Origin of the sequence: Rhodococcus koreensis (assembly GCF_900105905.1) — a bacterium.
Taxonomy (GTDB): domain Bacteria; phylum Actinomycetota; class Actinomycetes; order Mycobacteriales; family Mycobacteriaceae; genus Rhodococcus_F; species Rhodococcus_F koreensis.
This window is the reverse complement of sequence record NZ_FNSV01000005.1, coordinates 8,071,203-8,087,668: the sequence shown is the minus strand read 5'-3', so window position 1 is coordinate 8,087,668 and position 16,466 is coordinate 8,071,203. Positions and strand designations below refer to the sequence as shown.

The 16,466-nt window shown below is 69.3% G+C and carries 15 protein-coding genes and 1 other RNA gene; 8 read left to right on the top strand and 8 right to left on the bottom strand.

Going from position 1 to position 16,466, the window contains the following annotated elements:
* Positions 1–2: 2 nt before the first annotated feature.
* The 4 genes from BLV94_RS41445 to BLV94_RS41430 all read right to left on the bottom strand — a co-directional run bounded on the left by BLV94_RS41445 (position 3) and on the right by BLV94_RS41430 (position 7,010).
* Entirely contained in the window at positions 3–965 is a 963-nt protein-coding gene (locus BLV94_RS41445) for an endonuclease/exonuclease/phosphatase family protein (protein WP_072945505.1), read from the bottom strand.
* On the bottom strand, positions 962–3,976 hold the full coding sequence (locus tag BLV94_RS41440; protein ID WP_072945566.1) for a bifunctional [glutamine synthetase] adenylyltransferase/[glutamine synthetase]-adenylyl-L-tyrosine phosphorylase: 3,015 nt from the start codon (positions 3,974–3,976) through the stop codon (positions 962–964). Before BLV94_RS41440 ends, BLV94_RS41445 begins: the two co-directional genes overlap by 4 nt.
* Before the next feature lie 8 nt (positions 3,977–3,984).
* Positions 3,985–5,325, bottom strand: coding sequence for a type I glutamate--ammonia ligase (glnA, locus tag BLV94_RS41435; protein WP_005247775.1), 1,341 nt, complete (start codon positions 5,323–5,325; stop codon positions 3,985–3,987).
* Positions 5,326–5,441: 116 nt separating this feature from the next.
* Positions 5,442–7,010 (bottom strand): alpha/beta hydrolase, encoded by a 1,569-nt coding sequence (locus tag BLV94_RS41430; RefSeq protein WP_072945507.1) that lies wholly within the window; start codon positions 7,008–7,010, stop codon positions 5,442–5,444.
* Positions 7,011–7,193: 183 nt separating this feature from the next.
* On the opposite strand from BLV94_RS41430, the gene panB reads away from it, so the two are divergent.
* From panB to pip, 3 genes are read left to right on the top strand one after another with little or no spacing between them, the layout of a single operon-like run.
* The gene (panB, locus tag BLV94_RS41425; protein WP_072945509.1) at positions 7,194–8,063 is read left to right on the top strand and encodes a 3-methyl-2-oxobutanoate hydroxymethyltransferase; all 870 of its coding nucleotides are present in this window, start codon (positions 7,194–7,196) and stop codon (positions 8,061–8,063) included.
* Between the two features lie 40 nt (positions 8,064–8,103).
* Entirely contained in the window at positions 8,104–8,565 is a 462-nt protein-coding gene (locus BLV94_RS41420; RefSeq protein ID WP_072945510.1) for a hypothetical protein, read from the top strand.
* Positions 8,566–8,572: 7 nt separating this feature from the next.
* Entirely contained in the window at positions 8,573–9,538 is a 966-nt protein-coding gene (gene pip / locus BLV94_RS41415; RefSeq protein WP_072945512.1) for a prolyl aminopeptidase, read from the top strand.
* A 4-nt stretch (positions 9,539–9,542) separates the two neighbouring features.
* Here the strand turns inward: pip and BLV94_RS41410 are convergent, their stop codons facing one another.
* A complete protein-coding gene (locus BLV94_RS41410; RefSeq protein ID WP_072945568.1) occupies positions 9,543–10,943 on the bottom strand; it encodes an RNB domain-containing ribonuclease in 1,401 nt (466 codons plus the stop codon).
* 30 nt (positions 10,944–10,973) lie between these two features.
* On the bottom strand, positions 10,974–11,159 hold the full coding sequence (locus BLV94_RS41405; protein ID WP_072945514.1) for a hypothetical protein: 186 nt from the start codon (positions 11,157–11,159) through the stop codon (positions 10,974–10,976).
* A gap of 393 nt (positions 11,160–11,552) precedes the next feature.
* On the opposite strand from BLV94_RS41405, the gene BLV94_RS41400 reads away from it, so the two are divergent.
* The 3 genes from BLV94_RS41400 to BLV94_RS41390 are packed head-to-tail and all read left to right on the top strand — an operon-like array spanning position 11,553 to position 13,061.
* A complete protein-coding gene (locus BLV94_RS41400) occupies positions 11,553–11,999 on the top strand; it encodes an FAS1-like dehydratase domain-containing protein (RefSeq protein WP_072945516.1) in 447 nt (148 codons plus the stop codon).
* A complete protein-coding gene (locus BLV94_RS41395) occupies positions 11,996–12,415 on the top strand; it encodes a MaoC/PaaZ C-terminal domain-containing protein (RefSeq protein ID WP_072945518.1) in 420 nt (139 codons plus the stop codon). Before BLV94_RS41400 ends, BLV94_RS41395 begins: the two co-directional genes overlap by 4 nt.
* A gap of 22 nt (positions 12,416–12,437) precedes the next feature.
* Complete coding sequence (locus BLV94_RS41390; protein ID WP_072945520.1) at positions 12,438–13,061, top strand: LysE family translocator; 624 nt, start codon at positions 12,438–12,440, stop codon at positions 13,059–13,061.
* An 86-nt stretch (positions 13,062–13,147) separates the two neighbouring features.
* Here BLV94_RS41390 and BLV94_RS41385 read toward each other — a convergent pair whose 3' ends face one another.
* Both BLV94_RS41385 and rnpB read right to left on the bottom strand, forming a co-directional pair.
* Positions 13,148–13,951 carry an alpha/beta fold hydrolase gene (locus BLV94_RS41385; RefSeq protein WP_072945522.1) on the bottom strand — a complete coding sequence of 268 codons (804 nt, stop codon included), beginning with the start codon at positions 13,949–13,951 and terminating at the stop codon, positions 13,148–13,150.
* 225 nt (positions 13,952–14,176) lie between these two features.
* Positions 14,177–14,613: RNase P RNA component class A (gene rnpB, locus BLV94_RS41380), an RNA gene on the bottom strand.
* A 36-nt stretch (positions 14,614–14,649) separates the two neighbouring features.
* Between rnpB and BLV94_RS41375 the strand changes: the two genes are divergently transcribed.
* Together BLV94_RS41375 and BLV94_RS41370 are read left to right on the top strand one after the other, a co-directional pair.
* Positions 14,650–15,201 carry a DUF1697 domain-containing protein gene (locus BLV94_RS41375; protein ID WP_072945573.1) on the top strand — a complete coding sequence of 184 codons (552 nt, stop codon included), beginning with the start codon at positions 14,650–14,652 and terminating at the stop codon, positions 15,199–15,201.
* A 7-nt stretch (positions 15,202–15,208) separates the two neighbouring features.
* On the top strand, positions 15,209–16,459 hold the full coding sequence (locus BLV94_RS41370; protein ID WP_072945525.1) for an SLC13 family permease: 1,251 nt from the start codon (positions 15,209–15,211) through the stop codon (positions 16,457–16,459).
* Positions 16,460–16,466: the final 7 nt, after the last annotated feature.

Here is a 16,466-nt window from a genome sequence, read left to right as displayed (position 1 = left end):
GGTCAGCCGCCGAGGGTGATCCTGGCGACGAGGCCCCGGTGATCCGAGCCCGTCAGCACCACCGATTCCACGGACTGCGCCTGCGCCCCGCTCGTGACGATGTGATCGATCGCGATCATCGGCGGAAACGGCTGCCGGTCGGCGGGATACGTGTTCTGAATTCCGGCACCGACCTGGTCGGCGGCATCACGGTAGCGTCCGGTCACCAGGTTGCGGTACTTCACGTGGTCGCGGGTGGAGTTGAAGTCGCCACTGACGATCACGGGTCCCGAGTCGGCGGGGACGGCGTCGAGAATGGCTTTGATGCGGTCCATTTCGCGTGACCACAGCGACGGATCCGACGGCCACGGCGGGACCGGGTGGAACGCGTACAGTGCCGTGCTCGCGCCGTCCGGGAGTTCCACCCTGGCCGACAGCGCGGACAGCACGAACTCCGAGTGGTGGACCTTGTCGGTCAGTGGGTACCGGCTCCAGATCCCGGTTCCCTCACCGCCGCCGCCGGGCATGAGGAACGAGTACGGCAGGGTCGATTCGAGGCCCGCGGTCCCCAGCCGGTCGACGGCCTCCGGCGTGAGTTCGTCGACGGTGAGCACGTCGACGTCGCGGTCCCGGATCTGCCGGACGAGGGAGTCGGCGTCCGCGTTGCCGAGCCAGATGTTGGCCTGCATCACGGTCAGTTCCGGCCCGGACGCCGGCGCCGAATTCGCCACGTACAGCGGGCCCTGCGACAGGGTGGCCACCGCGGCCACGGTCAGCGCGACCCCGAACCCGATCCAGTGCCGGGTGATTCCCAGCAGCAGAACCCCGACCGCGGCGGCCGCCATCAGGTAGGGCGCCGCGGACGCCAGCACGAGCAGACGCTGATTCTGGACGTCGAGGAATCGCAGCACCACACCGAACACGCCGACGAGCACCGCGAGCCACCCGAGGGCGATCAGTGCTCGCACCCCCCAGGTGGCGATCACTCCCCGAAGACTCTCTCCACCACGGCCTTGGCCCGCCGGGTCACCCGCAGGTAGTTGTCGAGGAACTCGCCGGCGTCGCCGCCGCCCCAGCCGGCGATCTGCGCGACCGCGGACAGGACGCGTCCCGACCCGGGCAGCTGATCGGTGGCCTTGCCGCGGACGAGGACGAGGCAGTTGCGTGCCTTCGTCGCCGTGATCCACGCGTCGCGCAGCAGTTCGACGTCAGACTCGCTGAGCAACTCGGCGGCACCGATCGCGTCGAGTGTCTCGAGGGTCGACGTGTTGTGCAGCGACTCGATCTCGTGGGCGTGCCGCAGCTGGATCAGCTGCACGGTCCACTCGATGTCGGCGAGCCCGCCGCGCCCGAGCTTGGTGTGGGTCGCGGGGTCGGCGCCGCGCGGCAGCCGCTCGGAGTCGACGCGCGCCTTGATGCGCCGGATCTCGCGGACCGCCTGCTCCGACACCCCGCCCTCGGGGTAGCGGGTCTTGTCGATCATGTGCAGGAAGCGCAGACCCAGGTCGGCGTCGCCGGCCACGTGATGGGCGCGCAGCAGCGCCTGGATCTCCCACGCCTGTGCCCACTGCGCGTAGTAGGCCTCGTAGGACGCCAGCGTGCGCACCATCGGGCCGCTGCGCCCCTCCGGCCGCAGGCCCGTGTCCACCTCGAGCGGCGGATCGGTGCTCGGCGCGCCGAGCAGGGTCCGCACCTTGTCGCCGATGCTGTTGGCCCACTTGACGGCGACGGTCTCGTCGATCCCCTCGCGCGGCTCGCACACGAACAGGACGTCCGCGTCCGAACCGTAGCCGAGTTCACCGCCGCCGAGCCGGCCCATACCGATCACGGTGAACGTCGCGGGAGCGGGCGTGCCGAGCTCCTTCTCGCTCGCCTTGATGACGGCGGCGAGGGCGGCGTTGAGCACGGCCGCCCACACGGACGACAACGCCTGGCACACGCCCGGCACGTCGAGCATGCCGAGGATGTCCGCGGAGGCGATGCGGGCCAGTTCGTAGCGGCGCAGGGAGCGCGCCGCCGCGATCGCGCGGGCCGGATCGTCGTGTCGTGCCGACGCCGTCAGGATGCCGCGGGCGACGTCCTCCGGCTTCGACTCCAGCAGCCGTGGGCCGGCCGGTGAATCGGCGAACAGCCGCACCACGTCCGGTGCTTTGATCAGCAGGTCGGGAACGTAGGCCGAGGATCCCAGCACCGTCATCAGCCGCTCGGCAACCGAGGCCTCGTCGCGCAGCAACCGGAGGAACCAGGTCTGATCGGTCATCGCGTCCGACAGCCGCCGGTACGCGAGCAGGCCCGCATCGGGATCCGGTGTGTCGGCGAGCGATTCGAGCAGAGTCGGCAGCAGCAGCGCCTGGATGCGGCCCTTGCGGGACGCACCGCTGGTAAGTGCGGTGAGGTGGCCGAGCGCGTTCTCCGGGGCCGTGTAACCCAGCGCCGCCAGCTGGCGGATGGCCGCGTCCGGGCTCAGCCGCAGCGCTTCCTTGTCGATGCGCGCCACCGATTCGAGCAGCGGCCGGTAGAACAGTTTGGCGTGCAGGCGCCGCACCCGGTGCGCGTTGCGTTTGATCTCCGCGTTGAGGACGCCGAGCGCGTCCTTGCTGCCGTCGGGTCGCATGTGCGCGGCCCGGGCCAGCCAGCGCAGCGCTTCCTCGTCCTCGGCGGGCGGCAGGGTGTGCGTGCGGCGCAGCTTCTGCAACTGCAGCCGGTGCTCGAGCAACCGCAGGAACTCGTAGGACGCCGCCAGGTTCGCGGCGTCGTCGCGGCCCACATAGCCGCGGGCGGCGAGTGCGGTGAGCGCGTCGATGGTGCTCTGGACGTGCAACGCCTCGTCGGCGCGCCCGTGTACGAGCTGCAGGAGCTGGACCGCGAACTCGACGTCGCGCAGGCTGCCGCGACCCAGTTTCAGTTCCCGCTCGCGCAGTTCCGGGGGAACCATCTCCTCCACCCGGCGGCGCATCGCCTGCACCTCGGGAACGAAGTCCTCGCGCTCCGACGCGGTCCACACCATCGGGTTGAGGGCGTCGAAATACTGCTGCCCGAGCGCGACGTCACCGATCATCGGGCGGGCCTTGAGCAGGGCCTGGAACTCCCAGGTCTTGGCCCAGCGCTTGTAGTACGCGACGTGGGATTCGAGGGTGCGGACGAGTTCCCCGCGCTTGCCCTCCGGCCGCAGCGCCGCGTCCACGTCGAAGAACGCCGAGGACCCGATGCGCATCATCTCGCCCGCGATGCGGCTGGCGATCGAGTCGGCGGGTTCGGCGACGAAGACCACGTCGACGTCGCTGACGTAATTGAGTTCGCGGGCACCGCACTTGCCCATGGCGATGACGGCCAGCCGCACGGGGCACGGGGCGTCCGGGCACACGGCTGCGACGGCCACCGCGAGGGCGGCGTCGAGCGCCGCATCGGCCAGATCGGACAGCTGATGCCCGACGGTCTGGTACGGCAGTACCGGTTCGTTCTCGACGGTCGCCGCGAGGTCGACGGCGGCGAGCAGCATCAGTTCGTCGCGGTACGTCTTGCGCAGTGCCGCGATGGCATCGGGTCCGGTGACCTTCGCCCGGTACAGGCGGGCGTCCGGGTGGGCGCCCTCCTCGGGTTCGGCGCCGACCGCGGCCATCATCGTGGCGGTCGCCTCGTCCTTCGACGGCAGGCGGACGTCGCCGGCGAGGATCTTCCAGGACGCGGGATCCGCGACCAAGTGGTCACCGAACGCGCTGGACGCACCGAACAACCCGAACAATCGGCCGCGCAGGCCCTTGTCGGTACGCAGTGCCGTATCGAGTTCGGCCCAGCTCTCACCGAGCCCGTCCCTCAGGCGCACCAGGGTGCGGAGGGCGAGGTCGGCGTTCGCGGCCCGCGACAGCGACCACAGCAGTTCGATGCTGTCCTCACCGACCCAGCCCAGCTCGCGGAGTTCGGACGGAGCGGTCGGCTCGACGAGACCCAGACGACCCGGACCGGGAACGGCAGAACGCGCTGCCGGAGGCTTCACCATGCTCTTGCTCACAACCCCAGATACGTCTTGAGTTCGAACGGCGTCACGTGGCTCCGGTACTCCTCCCACTCACGCCGCTTGTTGCGCAGGAAGAAGTCGAACACGTGCTCGCCGAGGGCTTCGGCCACCAGCTCCGACTTCTCCATCTCGCGCAGTGCGCCGTCGAGGTTGCCGGGCAGCTCCCGGTAGCCCATGGCGCGGCGCTCGGCCGACGTCAGCGCCCACACGTCGTCCTCGGCCTCGGGGGGCAGTTCGTAGCCCTTCTCGATTCCGCGCAGACCCGCGGCGAGGAGTACCGCGAACGTCAGGTACGGGTTGCAGGCCGAATCTGGGCTGCGGATCTCGACACGACGCGACGACGCCTTGTTCGGCGTGTACATCGGGACGCGGACCAGCGCCGACCGGTTGGACGGACCCCAGGACGCCGCGGTCGGGGCCTCGCCGCCGTGGATCAGGCGCTTGTAGGAGTTCACCCACTGGTTGGTGACGGCGCTGATCTCGTTGGCGTGCTCGAGGATGCCGGCGATGAACGCCTTACCGGTCTCCGACAGCTGCATCGGGTCGTCCGGGTTGTGGAAGGCGTTGGTGTCGCCCTCGAACAGGCTCATGTGGGTGTGCATCGCCGAGCCGGCCTGATCGCTGAACGGCTTGGGCATGAAGGTGGCGCGCACGCCCTCGGCGATCGCGACCTCCTTGACGACGTACCGGAACGTCATCACGTTGTCGGCCATCGACAGGGCGTCCGCGTACCGCAGGTCGATCTCCTGCTGGCCGGGAGCCGCCTCGTGGTGGCTGAACTCGACGGAGATGCCCATCGACTCGAGCGCGTCGATGGCGTGGCGGCGGAAGTTGGGCGCGGAGTCGTGCACGGCCTGGTCGAAGTAGCCGCCGGAGTCGGCGGGCTTCGGCGGGGTGCCGTCGATCGGCCCGTTCTCGAGGAGGAAGAACTCGATCTCGGGGTGCACGTAGCAGCTGAAGCCCAGATCGCTGGCCTTGTTCAGCTGGCGGCGCAGCACGTGCCGCGAATCCGCCCAGGACGGCGAACCGTCCGGCATGGCGATGTCGCAGAACATGCGGGCGGAATGCTGATGCCCCTTGCTCGAACTCCACGGCAGCACCTGGAAGGTGGAGGCGTCCGGCTTCGCGACCGTGTCCGCCTCGGACACCCGGGAGAAGCCCTCGATCGCGGATCCGTCGAAGCCGATGCCTTCCTCGAAGGCACCTTCCAGTTCCGCGGGGGCGATCGCCACCGATTTCAGGTATCCGAGAACGTCCGTGAACCACAATCGGACGAACCGAATGTCGCGCTCTTCGAGGGTGCGAAGCACGAATTCCTTTTGGCGATCCATGTCCGCGAGAGTAAGCAAAGTTCGTTAAATCTGTGTTACTTCGTTGATTCGGCTGTTCCGGATTCCGCATCGGGCCAGCGTGCGGGCACCTCGGGCGATCCCGTCACAGGCACCGGTCAGCACATCAGTTCGGCGGGCGGCGCTGCGAGGTCGACGAGATAGTCCGTGACGGCGTCGTCGACGCACGCCTCGCCGTCGAGGACGACGGTGTGCTGGGTGCCCCGGTACGAGACGAGCGAGCCGTTCATCTGCTTCGCCAGATCCACACCCGCCTGGTACGGCGTCGCCGGATCCTCGGTCGTCGACACGACGACGACCGGCGGGATCCCCGGCGCGGACACGGTGTGCGGCGCGCCCGTGTTCGGCGCAGGCCAGAACGCGCACACGTCCAGTGGAGCGTTGCCGGTGCCGCGACCGTCGTCGAGGAACGGCGCCGCCTGGCGGTACCGCACGTCCGCCTCCCCGACAACCGCGCGGTCGGTGACGGGCGGATCGTCCATGCAGCGGATGGAATTGAATGCGTCGTTGAGGTTGGAATACGTGCCGTCGTCGGCGCGCCCCTCGTACAGGTCCGCCAGCATCAGCAGCGAATCACCCGTCCCCGACTGCAGGCTCTCCAGCCCGCCGCGGAGCGGGCCCCAGAGGTTCGGCGAATACAGCGCCTGCTGGACGCCGGTGATCGCGTCGGTGTAGCTGAGTCCGCGCGGGTCGGTGGTCGCGGCGGGCTTGCCGATCAGCGGGTCGACGAGCGCCCGGAACCTCGCATTCGCCTGCGCCGGGTCGGTGCCGAGCGGACAGTCCTTCTGCTGCATGCACTCCGCGGCGAACGCGTCGAACGCGGACTGGAATCCGGCGGCCTGCAGGATCACCTCCTGCGTCGGGTCCTGCTCCGGGTCGAGGGCGCCGTCGAGGACCATCGCGCGCACGTTGCCGGGGAACGTCTCCGCGTACGTGGAGCCGAGCCGGGTTCCGTACGAATAGCCGAGGTAGTTCAGCTTCTCGTCGCCGAGCACCGCCCGGATGACGTCCATGTCGCGCACCACGTCGTTCGTGCCGACATGGGCGAGGACGTCGACACCGGTCCGCTGCGCGCACTTGTCCGCGTAGTCGCGGTTCTCGGCCTCGGTTCGTGCGATTCCGGCAGGGCTCATGTCGACGTCGTCGTCCTTGCGCCTCGCGTCCACTTCCGCCGGGGTCATGCAGGTCACCTGCGGTGTGGACGCGCCGACGCCGCGCGGATCGAAACCGATGACGTCGAACCGCTCGGCGATGGCGGTGCCGTCGGCCACGGATGCCAGCCCGATACCCGACGCCCCGGGGCCGCCCGGGTTCACGAGCAGCGATCCGATCTTGTCGCCGGTCGCCTTCGAGCGGGAGACGGCGATCTGCGCGGTGGCCCCGCCGGGATTCGCGTAGTCGTTGGGCACCGTCACCTCGGCGCACTCGAGCGTGTCCCCGAGCGGGGACCCGTCCGTGCTGAACCCGTCGCACGAGCCCCACTGCACCTGCTGCGTGTAGAACTCCTCGAGCCCGGCGGGGATCGGTCCGGCCGGAGCGGCCTCGGCCGCCGACGGTTCGGCGACGGCCTCACCGGTGCCCTGTCCGCCCCCCGCGCAGCCTGCGACGACAAGGACGACGGCGATGCACCCCGCGAACGCGGCCGGTACCCGAGCACTCTTCGACATAGGACGATCGTGCCAGGGGTTCCGCGGCGAAGGGCCTTCCCGCAGGTCAGAGACCGGACCGCAGGTGTGACCCATTGCACCCGCGCGACCCCTTCGCTCCCCCGCCGGCCGGTGGCAGACTGTAGGCGTCATCACCCGCACCCGGGGACCCGTCAAGGGCCTCGAGGCCAGAAAGGGACAACGATGTCCGATAGCAAGTCGTCCGCGAGCACGTCAGAAGATCGGCTCTACGGATCAGCACCATCGCACGACGTTCCCAAGCGCAAGACCCGGATCCACCACCTGCAGGCCATGAAGGCCGAGGGCGAACGCTGGTCGATGCTCACCGCCTACGACTACTCCAGCGCCCGCATCTTCGAAGAGGCCGGAATCCCGGTCCTCCTCGTCGGCGACTCGGCCGCCAACGTCGTCTACGGATACGAGACCACCGTCCCGGTCACGATCGACGAACTCCTGCCCCTCGTTCGCGGCGTCGTCCGCGGAGCGCCGCACGCCCTCGTGGTCGCGGACCTGCCGTTCGGCAGCTACGAAAGCTCGCCGGAGCAGGCCCTCGCGTCCGCGACCCGGTTCATGAAGGAGGGGCTGGCCCACGCGGTCAAGCTCGAGGGCGGCGAGCGCGTCGCTCCGCAGATCGCCGCGATCACCGCCGCGGGCATCCCCGTCATGGCCCACGTCGGGTTCACCCCGCAGAGCGTCAACTCGCTCGGCGGATTCCGCGTGCAGGGCCGCGGCGACGCCTCCGAGCAGTTGGTCGCCGACGCGATCGCCGTGCAGGAGGCCGGCGCGTTCTCCGTCGTCATGGAGATGGTGCCCGCCGAGATCGCAGGCCAGGTCACCCGCAAGCTCACCATCCCCACCGTGGGCATCGGAGCGGGCGCCGAATGCGACGCCCAGGTCCTCGTGTGGCAGGACATGGCCGGCTACACCAGTGGCAAGACGGCGAAGTTCGTCAAGCGCTTCGGTAACGTCGGTGACGAGTTGCGCAACGCGGCCGTCGCCTACGCGGCCGAAGTGCGCACCGGAACGTTTCCGGCGGAAGAGCACAGCTTCTAGGTCGTCCTCGACTCACCGGGCCGGCACACACTCGAGGGGGATGTTCATGGGACAGCGACGCGTGCACGGCTTCGGACGTCGTCACCGCCTGGCCGCAGCCGCGGCCGGGACGGTGGCGGCCGCGGCGCTGGTCACAGGGTGCGCCGGACAGGGCCCCGCCCCCGCACCCGGCACCACCGCGCCCCCGCCGCCGGCCACCACCGCGGTTCCCGGCACCGCCCTGGTGCCGGGTGGCGTCACCGAGGCGCAGGCCGCCCAGCTGTGCACCGACCTCGAGGGTCAGTTGCAGAGCTGGCGCACCTACACCCCGACGATCGGGAAGACCGGATTGAACGGCCTGGTCGGCACGTGGATCGCGAAGAACAACCTCAATGCGCTCGACTTCCTGCAGGACCGGGCCCGGATCGACGTCATCACGACGGCGGCCTGCCCCGACATCCGGCAGCAGGCGATCACCGCGCTGGAGATCCCCGATCTGGCGTCCGGCCTGATCGGGTTCTGAGGCCGACGTGAGCCAGTTGCGCACCCTGTACCCGCCGCTCGAGCCGTATCAGTTCGGGCACCTCGACGTCGGCGACGGCCAGCAGATGTACTGGGAGCAGAGCGGAAACCCCGACGGGAAGCCGGTCGTGTTCCTCCACGGCGGGCCCGGCGGCGGCACCGACCCCGCGCAACGCCAGTTCTTCGACCCGCGGGTGTACCGGATCGTGCTGCTCGACCAGCGCGGGTGCGGGCGTTCCACACCCCACGTCGCCGACGGGGCCGATCTGTCGGTCAACACCACCGGCCGCCTCCTCGGCGACATCGAACTGCTGCGTGAGCATCTCGGCATCGACCGGTGGCAGGTCTTCGGCGGGTCGTGGGGCTCCACGCTGGCACTCGCCTATGCCCAGCAGCACCCCCACCGGGTCACCGAACTGGTGCTGCGCGGCATCTTCCTGCTCCGCCGCAGCGAGATCGACTGGTACTACAACGGCGGTGCCGGACACCTGTTCCCCGAACTGTGGGACGAGTTCCTGGCGCCGGTGCCGGAGCCGGAGCGGGGCGGGGATCTCGTCGAGGCCTATCACCGGCTCCTGCACTCCGACGACGCCGACGTCGCGACGAGGGCCGCGGTCGCGTGGTCCACGTGGGAGGGCGCGACGAGTTCGCTGCTCCCCAAACCGGAACGGGTGGTGGAGACGTCCCAGCCGAGGTTCGCGCTGGCCTTCGCCCGCATCGAGAACCACTACTTCCACCATCGCGGATTCCTGGACGAGGGCCAGCTGCTGCGGGACGCCGTCGCGCTGGATGGCATTCCGGGCGTGATCGTGCAGGGCCGCTACGACGTGGTCTGCCCGGCGGCCAGCGCGTGGGCGCTGCACCGGGCGTGGCCGGGTTCCCGGCTCGAGATCGTCGACGACGCTGGGCACTCCGCGATGGAACCAGGCATCGTCCACCACCTGGTCGAGGCGACGGACCGGTTCCGCACCTGACCCGCTATGCGGGATAACCGAATTCGACGGTCCGCTTCGCGACGTCGGCGGAGACGAGTCTGATCTTCACCTGCTCGCCCTCGGCGGGGTCGCCGACACATTTGGCCATCACGGACACCGACGGGACGAACACGTCCGCGGTGCGTTTGCCGTTCCGTGACCGCAGCACGGTCGCGTCGAACGTCTCCCCCACCCGGTCGGCGAGCACGGTCGCCTCGGTGAGGTCGATGCAGGCCCGGTCGATCTTGCTCGCGAGGGAATCCGAGCCGCCCATGATCTCGGGCATCGATCCGAGGGCGTCCCGCGCCCAGGACGGCACCGGCGTTCCGGCGGACACGGCCAGGCACACCTCCGTGGAGTACCGGTCCGAGAGCCGGCGCAGCGGCGCGGTCACGTGCGCGTAGGGGGCGCCGATGGCGGCGTGCGCCGTCAGTTCCGGCAGGGTGCCGTCGAACGCCGCGTAGTCGGCGCCCCGCAGCAGTGACGGCGCCTCGGTCATCAGCACCAGCGTCGACGCCGAATTCGGGTCCAACCGCGCCAGGAGTTCACCGACACCGACGCTCTCGGGCCAGTCGACCCCGAGTGCCGCCGCTGTGCGCCGCAGCGCCCCGACCGCGTCCGGCCCGGCAGGCGGCAGAGTGCGGAGCAATCCGATCTTCGCGTCGAGCATCATGGCGGCCGCACACATTCCGGTCAGCAGTGAGACCTCGGCGTTCCAGTCGTCGGCCTCGGTGCGGGGCGCGAGGTCGACGCGCCAGCTGTCGCCGTCCGGCACCACCTCCTGCTCGGGGAGCCGGAGTTCGATGGCTCCGCGCGCCACCGCCGCCGCCGTGCGGAGCCGGCCGAACTCGGGCAGCGACGCAATGGACGGATGCAGTCGCCCCGCCTCCGCATCGGCCTGCACACCGGAGTATTCGAGTCGGGCCACGGACCGCACAGTGGCACGGGACACGGTGCACGACAGCGGCTCGGCCGACTCGTCGAGTTCGATCCGCCACACCACCGCCGGGCGGTCCTCACCCGGCAGAAGGCTCGCCGATCCCTCCGAGAGTTCCTGGGGATGCAGCGGCACCTTGCCGTCGGGGAGGTAGAACGTCTGCCCGCGTTTGCGGGTCTCCACGTCGAGCACCCCACCGGGCTCCACGACGGCGCCGACGTCCGCGATCGCGTAGTGCAGGACGAACCCGTCGGCTGTCCGCTCGAGGTGCAACGCCTGATCGAGATCCATCGAATCGGGCGGATCGATGGTGACGAACGCCAGATCGGTGCGGTCCTGCCGTCCGGACGCGAACCGGTCGGACGCCGTCCGCGCCTGCGCGACCGCGGCGGGCGGATACCCGTCCGGCAGGTGGAATTCGGTGCGCACGGTGCCGAAATCGATTCCGCGCGCAACGAAACGACTCATCGGCACCTCGCGCACACCCTTTCCGTAACGCTAGTTGTTCCACTCCTCGTCGGCCCGGTCCGCCGCCTTGTTCCGCTCCGCAGCGATCTGCAGCGCCTTCTCCGCCGACGCGCGGTCGGGATACGGGCCCATCCGCGTCATCGACGACGCCGCCTTCCCCTGCGTGACGGTGCCGTCCTCGACGTTGTAGTACCAGAGGTGATCTTCGTCAGTCATGTCCTCAGTGTGGCACCGGTGGGACGTGTGGGGTTGTGGATCACGCTCAGACTGTTACCCTCGGAGTCCTGTCCGGTGATACGGTCTCCGGCGCCGGTCAGTGCGGTGCCGATGGCTCGTTCTTCCCGTGCGCAGTGCCCGAACAGAGAATGGAGCGAGCATGTCGACGATCATTTTTGATCATCTACTTCCCTACCTCGGTGCCGAAGGCGCCACCTACTGGGCCCAACTGCTGATGGTCGATCCCGTCTGACGGTTGTCGATCAGTCGATACCCCGAAACCCTCGCCGGACGCATCCGGCGGGGGTTTCGTTGCATCAGGGCACGCACGCCCGCAACACATTCGTGACGCTTCGCCCTGCCCACCGGACCTCACGTCTCTAGGCTGACGTGATGGGAGTGAATCCGGAGATCGAGGGTCGTGTCTACCCACCGACCGAGCCCTACCTCGTGGGCCGCGAGAAGATCAGGGAATTCGCCCGCGCCGTCTTCGCCACCAACCCGACGTCGTTCGACGTCGACAGTGCCCGCGCCGCCGGTCACGCCGATCTCGTTGCCCCGCCCACGTTTCCCGTCATCGTGCAGGAACGCGCACTCGCGCAACTGGTCGCCGATCCGACGTCGGGGATCGAGCCGGTCAATATGGTGCACAGCACCGAGCACGCCACGTCCCACCGCCCCGTCGTCGCGGGCGACGAACTCTCCGCCGTGCTCACCGTGACGCACGTGACCTCGCGCGGCCCGCACACCCTGCTCGTCGCCGACATCGAGATCCGTGACGCCACAGGCGATCACGTGAGCACGATGACGTCGACACTGTTCGTCAGGGGGGAGGAATGACCTCCCCGCGACGAATCCTGCTCGGCGACACCGTCGCCAAGGCCCGGTATCACGTGACCCGGGAATCCCTGGTCCGCTACGCCGGAGCCTCCGGTGACTTCAACTCCATTCACTACCGGGACGACATCGCGGACGCAGTGGGCCTGCCCGGTGTGCTGGCCCACGGCATGCTCACACTGGGACTGGCGACGCAGTGCGTCGTCGACTGGCTCGGCGATCCGGCACTGGTCACCGGGTACCGCGCGCGCTTCACCAAGCCGGTGATCGTCGGCCCGGACCGGGGCGCGGTGGTCGAGGTCGTCGCGAAGGCCGCGGAGGTCGACGAATCCGCGGGCACCGCGAGGATCGACCTGACAGTCACGTTCGACGGGCACACCGTGCTCGGCAAGTCGCAGGTGTGGATTTCACTGCGCTGACCACACCCCACATACTGGGCTGATGATCGGTGTGGTGGTGACAGCGTTCGCGGTCCTCGGGCTTCTGACCGTGATTCCCGGTCCGGACATGGCGGTGGTGACCCGCGCCGGACTGTCCGGCGGGCGCAGCGCCGCGCTGCGGGCCACGTTCGGCGTGGTCGCCGGATTGATGGTGTGGGGCGCGCTGACCGTCGTCGGGCTCGGTGCCGTGCTCGCCGCCTCCGCGGAGGCGTACACCGTCGTGAAGATCGTCGGCGGGATGTACCTGGTGTATCTGGGGGTCTCCACCCTCTGGCGCAGCCGGACGCGCCCCCACGCCGCCCCGTCCGCGCCGGCGCCGGCGCCGTCTTCGGGGTCGAGTTGGCGCGCCGGATTCCTGACCAACCTCCTGAACCCCAAGATCGCGGTGTTCTACACCGGCCTGCTCCCCCAGCTCGTCCCGCCCGGCTGGCCGACCGCCCCGAGCCTGGCCCTGCTGGTGCTGGTGCACGGGCTGCTCGGGATCGTCTGGCTCGGCGCGTACAGCATCCTGCTGACCCGCGCACGCACCACGCTGGAGAAGCCGTCGGTGCGAAAAGTTCTCGACCGGATCACCGGAAGCGTTCTCTTCGGATTCGGCGCCGTCGTCGTGGCCGAGGCGCGGTAGCGCCGATTTGTCACCGAGGCGCGGTAGCGCCGATTTGTCACCGAGGCGCGGTAGCGCCGATTTGTCACCGAGGCGCGGTAGCGCGGTCAGTTCGGGGAGTCGCTGGAACTCGCGGCGCTGCCGCCGAGCAGGATCGTGCTGATCAGGTCCGGGTCGTCGGTCATCGGGACGTGCCCGATGCCGGGCAGGATCAGAATCCGCGCCTGCGGGAACACTCTGCGCACCCGTCGCGCTTGGTAGACGGGCAGGATCAGGTCCCGCCGCCCCCACGCCACGGTGACCGGTACCGTCGCGTCGACGACCGGCGGGAGGTCGAACGAGGCCGTCAACCCCTTGTCGACCAGAGCGTTCGTGGCCAGCGACTGCGCGTCGATCACGGCGTCCTCGTAGCGCACCCGACTGGGCCGCGCGAAGAAGGCGGCGAGTGTGGGATAGCGGACGGCTTTGTATCGCAACGCCTTCGGAGTGTTCGGGCCCAGCGCCCGGGTGACTCCGCGCAGAGCGCGGAACGTGTAGATGGTGCGGGCCTGATCGGCGTGATTGACGAAGAAGCCTGCCGGTGAGAGTGCCGTGGCCGAGGCGACCTCGCCGCGAGCGGCGAGGGCGAGCGAGAGCCAGCCGCCGAGCGAATTTCCTGCAACGTGCGGCCGTTCCCCGGCAGGCGTCACCGAGCGGACGAACCCGCTCAATTCCTCGACCAGTTGGTCCATCGTGTCCGCGCCGTCTTCGAGTGCCGCCGATTCGCCGTGCCCGGGAAGGTCGACGGTGACCACCCGGCGATAGGGGGTCAGTTGGTCGAGCAGGACGTTCCAGGCCTGCCTGCGATGCACCACCCCGTGCACGAGGACCAGGGTGGGGCCGGAACCGGCGATGTCGTGAGGCAAGTCCATGAGCAGATGTTACCGCTATTATGAGTAACATCTACTGTTCCGGCACCGTCGGCGAGGGGCCCCATCGCCCACGGACGTGGACGACGGGCCCCGGCATCGACCCCGATTCGGGTCAGTCGGGCCGCTGCGGGAAAAACACTAACCGGTCTGTTTGTTACTCGCCAGTCAGGGCCGTGACCTGGTCTCCAGCCGCACGCGGCGGATCCCGCAGACGCAAGATTGAGGCGGACGAGTTGGCGTGTAAGCCGGATCCTGTCCCCGGCGCCGAAGCTCCGGGTGGCGACCATCCATCTGGGCACACCGTCGCCGGGTACCTCGAGCGGTTCACCCGCAGGCTCGGGCGAGCAGCCCTCGAACACCTGCGCAGCCGCACCGGGTCCCGGAGGATCCGATGCGGCCTTCAACCTTGCTCCGGGCGGGGTTTACCTAGCCACCCCGGTCACCCGGGGTGCTGGTGCGCTCTTACCGCACCGTTTCACCCTGACCGACACCGCACCCCGGAGGATGTGGCGTCGGCGGTCTGTTTTCTGTGGCACTGTCCCGCGAGTCACCTCGGGTTGCCGTTAACAACCGCCCTGCTCTGTGGAGTCCGGACTTTCCTCGACTCGGGGCCTGCGCACTGATGTGCTGGTTCCCCGTGCCGCGGTCGCCCGGCCAACTCGTCCGCCCGATCAGCCTACAGTTCGCGCGAACGTGTCATGCCGCCGCACTATGGTCTGAGCATGACCCGATACGCCGCCCTCCTGCGCGGTATCAACGTGGGCGGCATCAACATCAAGATGGCCGACCTTCGCAGCACCTTCGCCGAGCTGGGATTCGAGAACGTGAAGACCGTCCTCGCGTCGGGCAACGTGCTGTTCGATTCCGACCGCGACGACGTCCCCGCGCTGAAGAGCGAGATCGAATCCGCGCTGCGCGCCGACTTCCACTACGAAGCCTGGGTTTTCGTCCTCGACCTCGACACGATCCGGAAGATCGTCGACGACTACCCGTTCGACCCCGAGCGAGAAGGCTGGCACCCGTACGTGCTGGTGACTCCCGACCCCGAGGTCCTGGACACCCTGCTGGGGATCCGGGACGACCTGGACCCGGAGGTCGAACGCGTGCAGGCCGGAGACGGTGTCCTGTACTGGGAGGTGGAACGGGGCATGACGCTGAAGAGCAAGTTCGGCAAGAGCACCGGCACTCCCAAACTCAAGGCCTTCACCACCACGCGGAACCTGCGCACCCTCCTCAAGCTCCTGAAGTGACCCGCCGGTGACTGTTCTGGCAGTGGCGCTCGTCGCCGCGGTCCTCGTCTTCGCGGTCGTCCGGCCTCGCCGGTTACCCGAGATCGTCGCGGCCGCACCGGCCGCCGTCATCGTCCTGGCCACCGGTCTGGTGACGCCGGCGCAGGCCCGGGACGAAGTGACCGAGATGGCCCCGACCGTCGGGTTCCTCGCGGCGATCCTCGTCCTCGCGCACCTCGCGGACGCGATGGGTGTGTTCACCTGGATCGCGGCCCGGCTGCGGCGCGGGGCCCGCGGAGATCCGAAGCGGTTGCTGACGCTCGTGTTCGGGGCCGCGGCACTCACCACGGCAGTGCTGAGTCTCGACGCGACGGTGGTGCTGCTGACGCCGGCGGTGATCGCGACGGCCCGCTCGCTGCGGATGGATCCGCGCCCCCATTCGTATGCCACGGCTCACCTGTCGAACACGGCGTCGACGCTGCTGCCCGTCTCCAACCTGACGAACCTGATCGCCTTTTCCGCGACGGGGTTGACCTTTCTCCATTTCACCGCCGTCATGGCGCTGCCCTGGGCGGTGGCGATCGTCGTCGAACTGATCCTGTTCCGGATGTTCTTCCGCCGCGACCTGGTTCGGCCCGACGCCGAACCGGAACCGGCCCGCGATCCAGCCGCACCGACCGTCGCACTGTCGATCATCGCCGCGACGCTCGTCGGTTTCGCGGTGTCCGGCTTCGTGGGAATCGCGCCGGCATGGGTGGCGGCGGCGGGGGCGATCGTGCTCGGCGTCGTCGCGCTGCGCGACGGCCGCACCGACTTCGGCCGCATCCTGTATTCGGTCGACGTGTGGTTCTGCGCGTTCGTCCTGGTCCTCGGCGTCGTCGTCGCCGGCGTCGCGAACGGCCCGATCGGGGACTGGATCGGCTCGCGGCTGCCGACCGACACGTCGTTCGCGGCCCTGCTCACGATGGCCGTCGTCGCGGCGGTCGCCGCGAATCTGGTGAACAACCTCCCCGCCACACTGCTCCTGCTGGCGGCGCTCGGACCCCACCCGCCGACCGCCCTCGTCCTGGCGATGCTGCTCGGGGTGAACCTCGGCCCCAACCTCACCTACGTGGGGTCGCTGGCGATCATGCTGTGGCGGCGGGTCTCAGCGCGAGCCGGATCGCCCGCGGATCTGCGGACCTTCACGATTCTCGCGCTGGTGACCACGCCGCTGACCCTGCTCGCGGCCGTTGTTGCCCTCTGGGCCTGTGAGTACTTATTAACCGCCGGCGGTTAATAAGTAC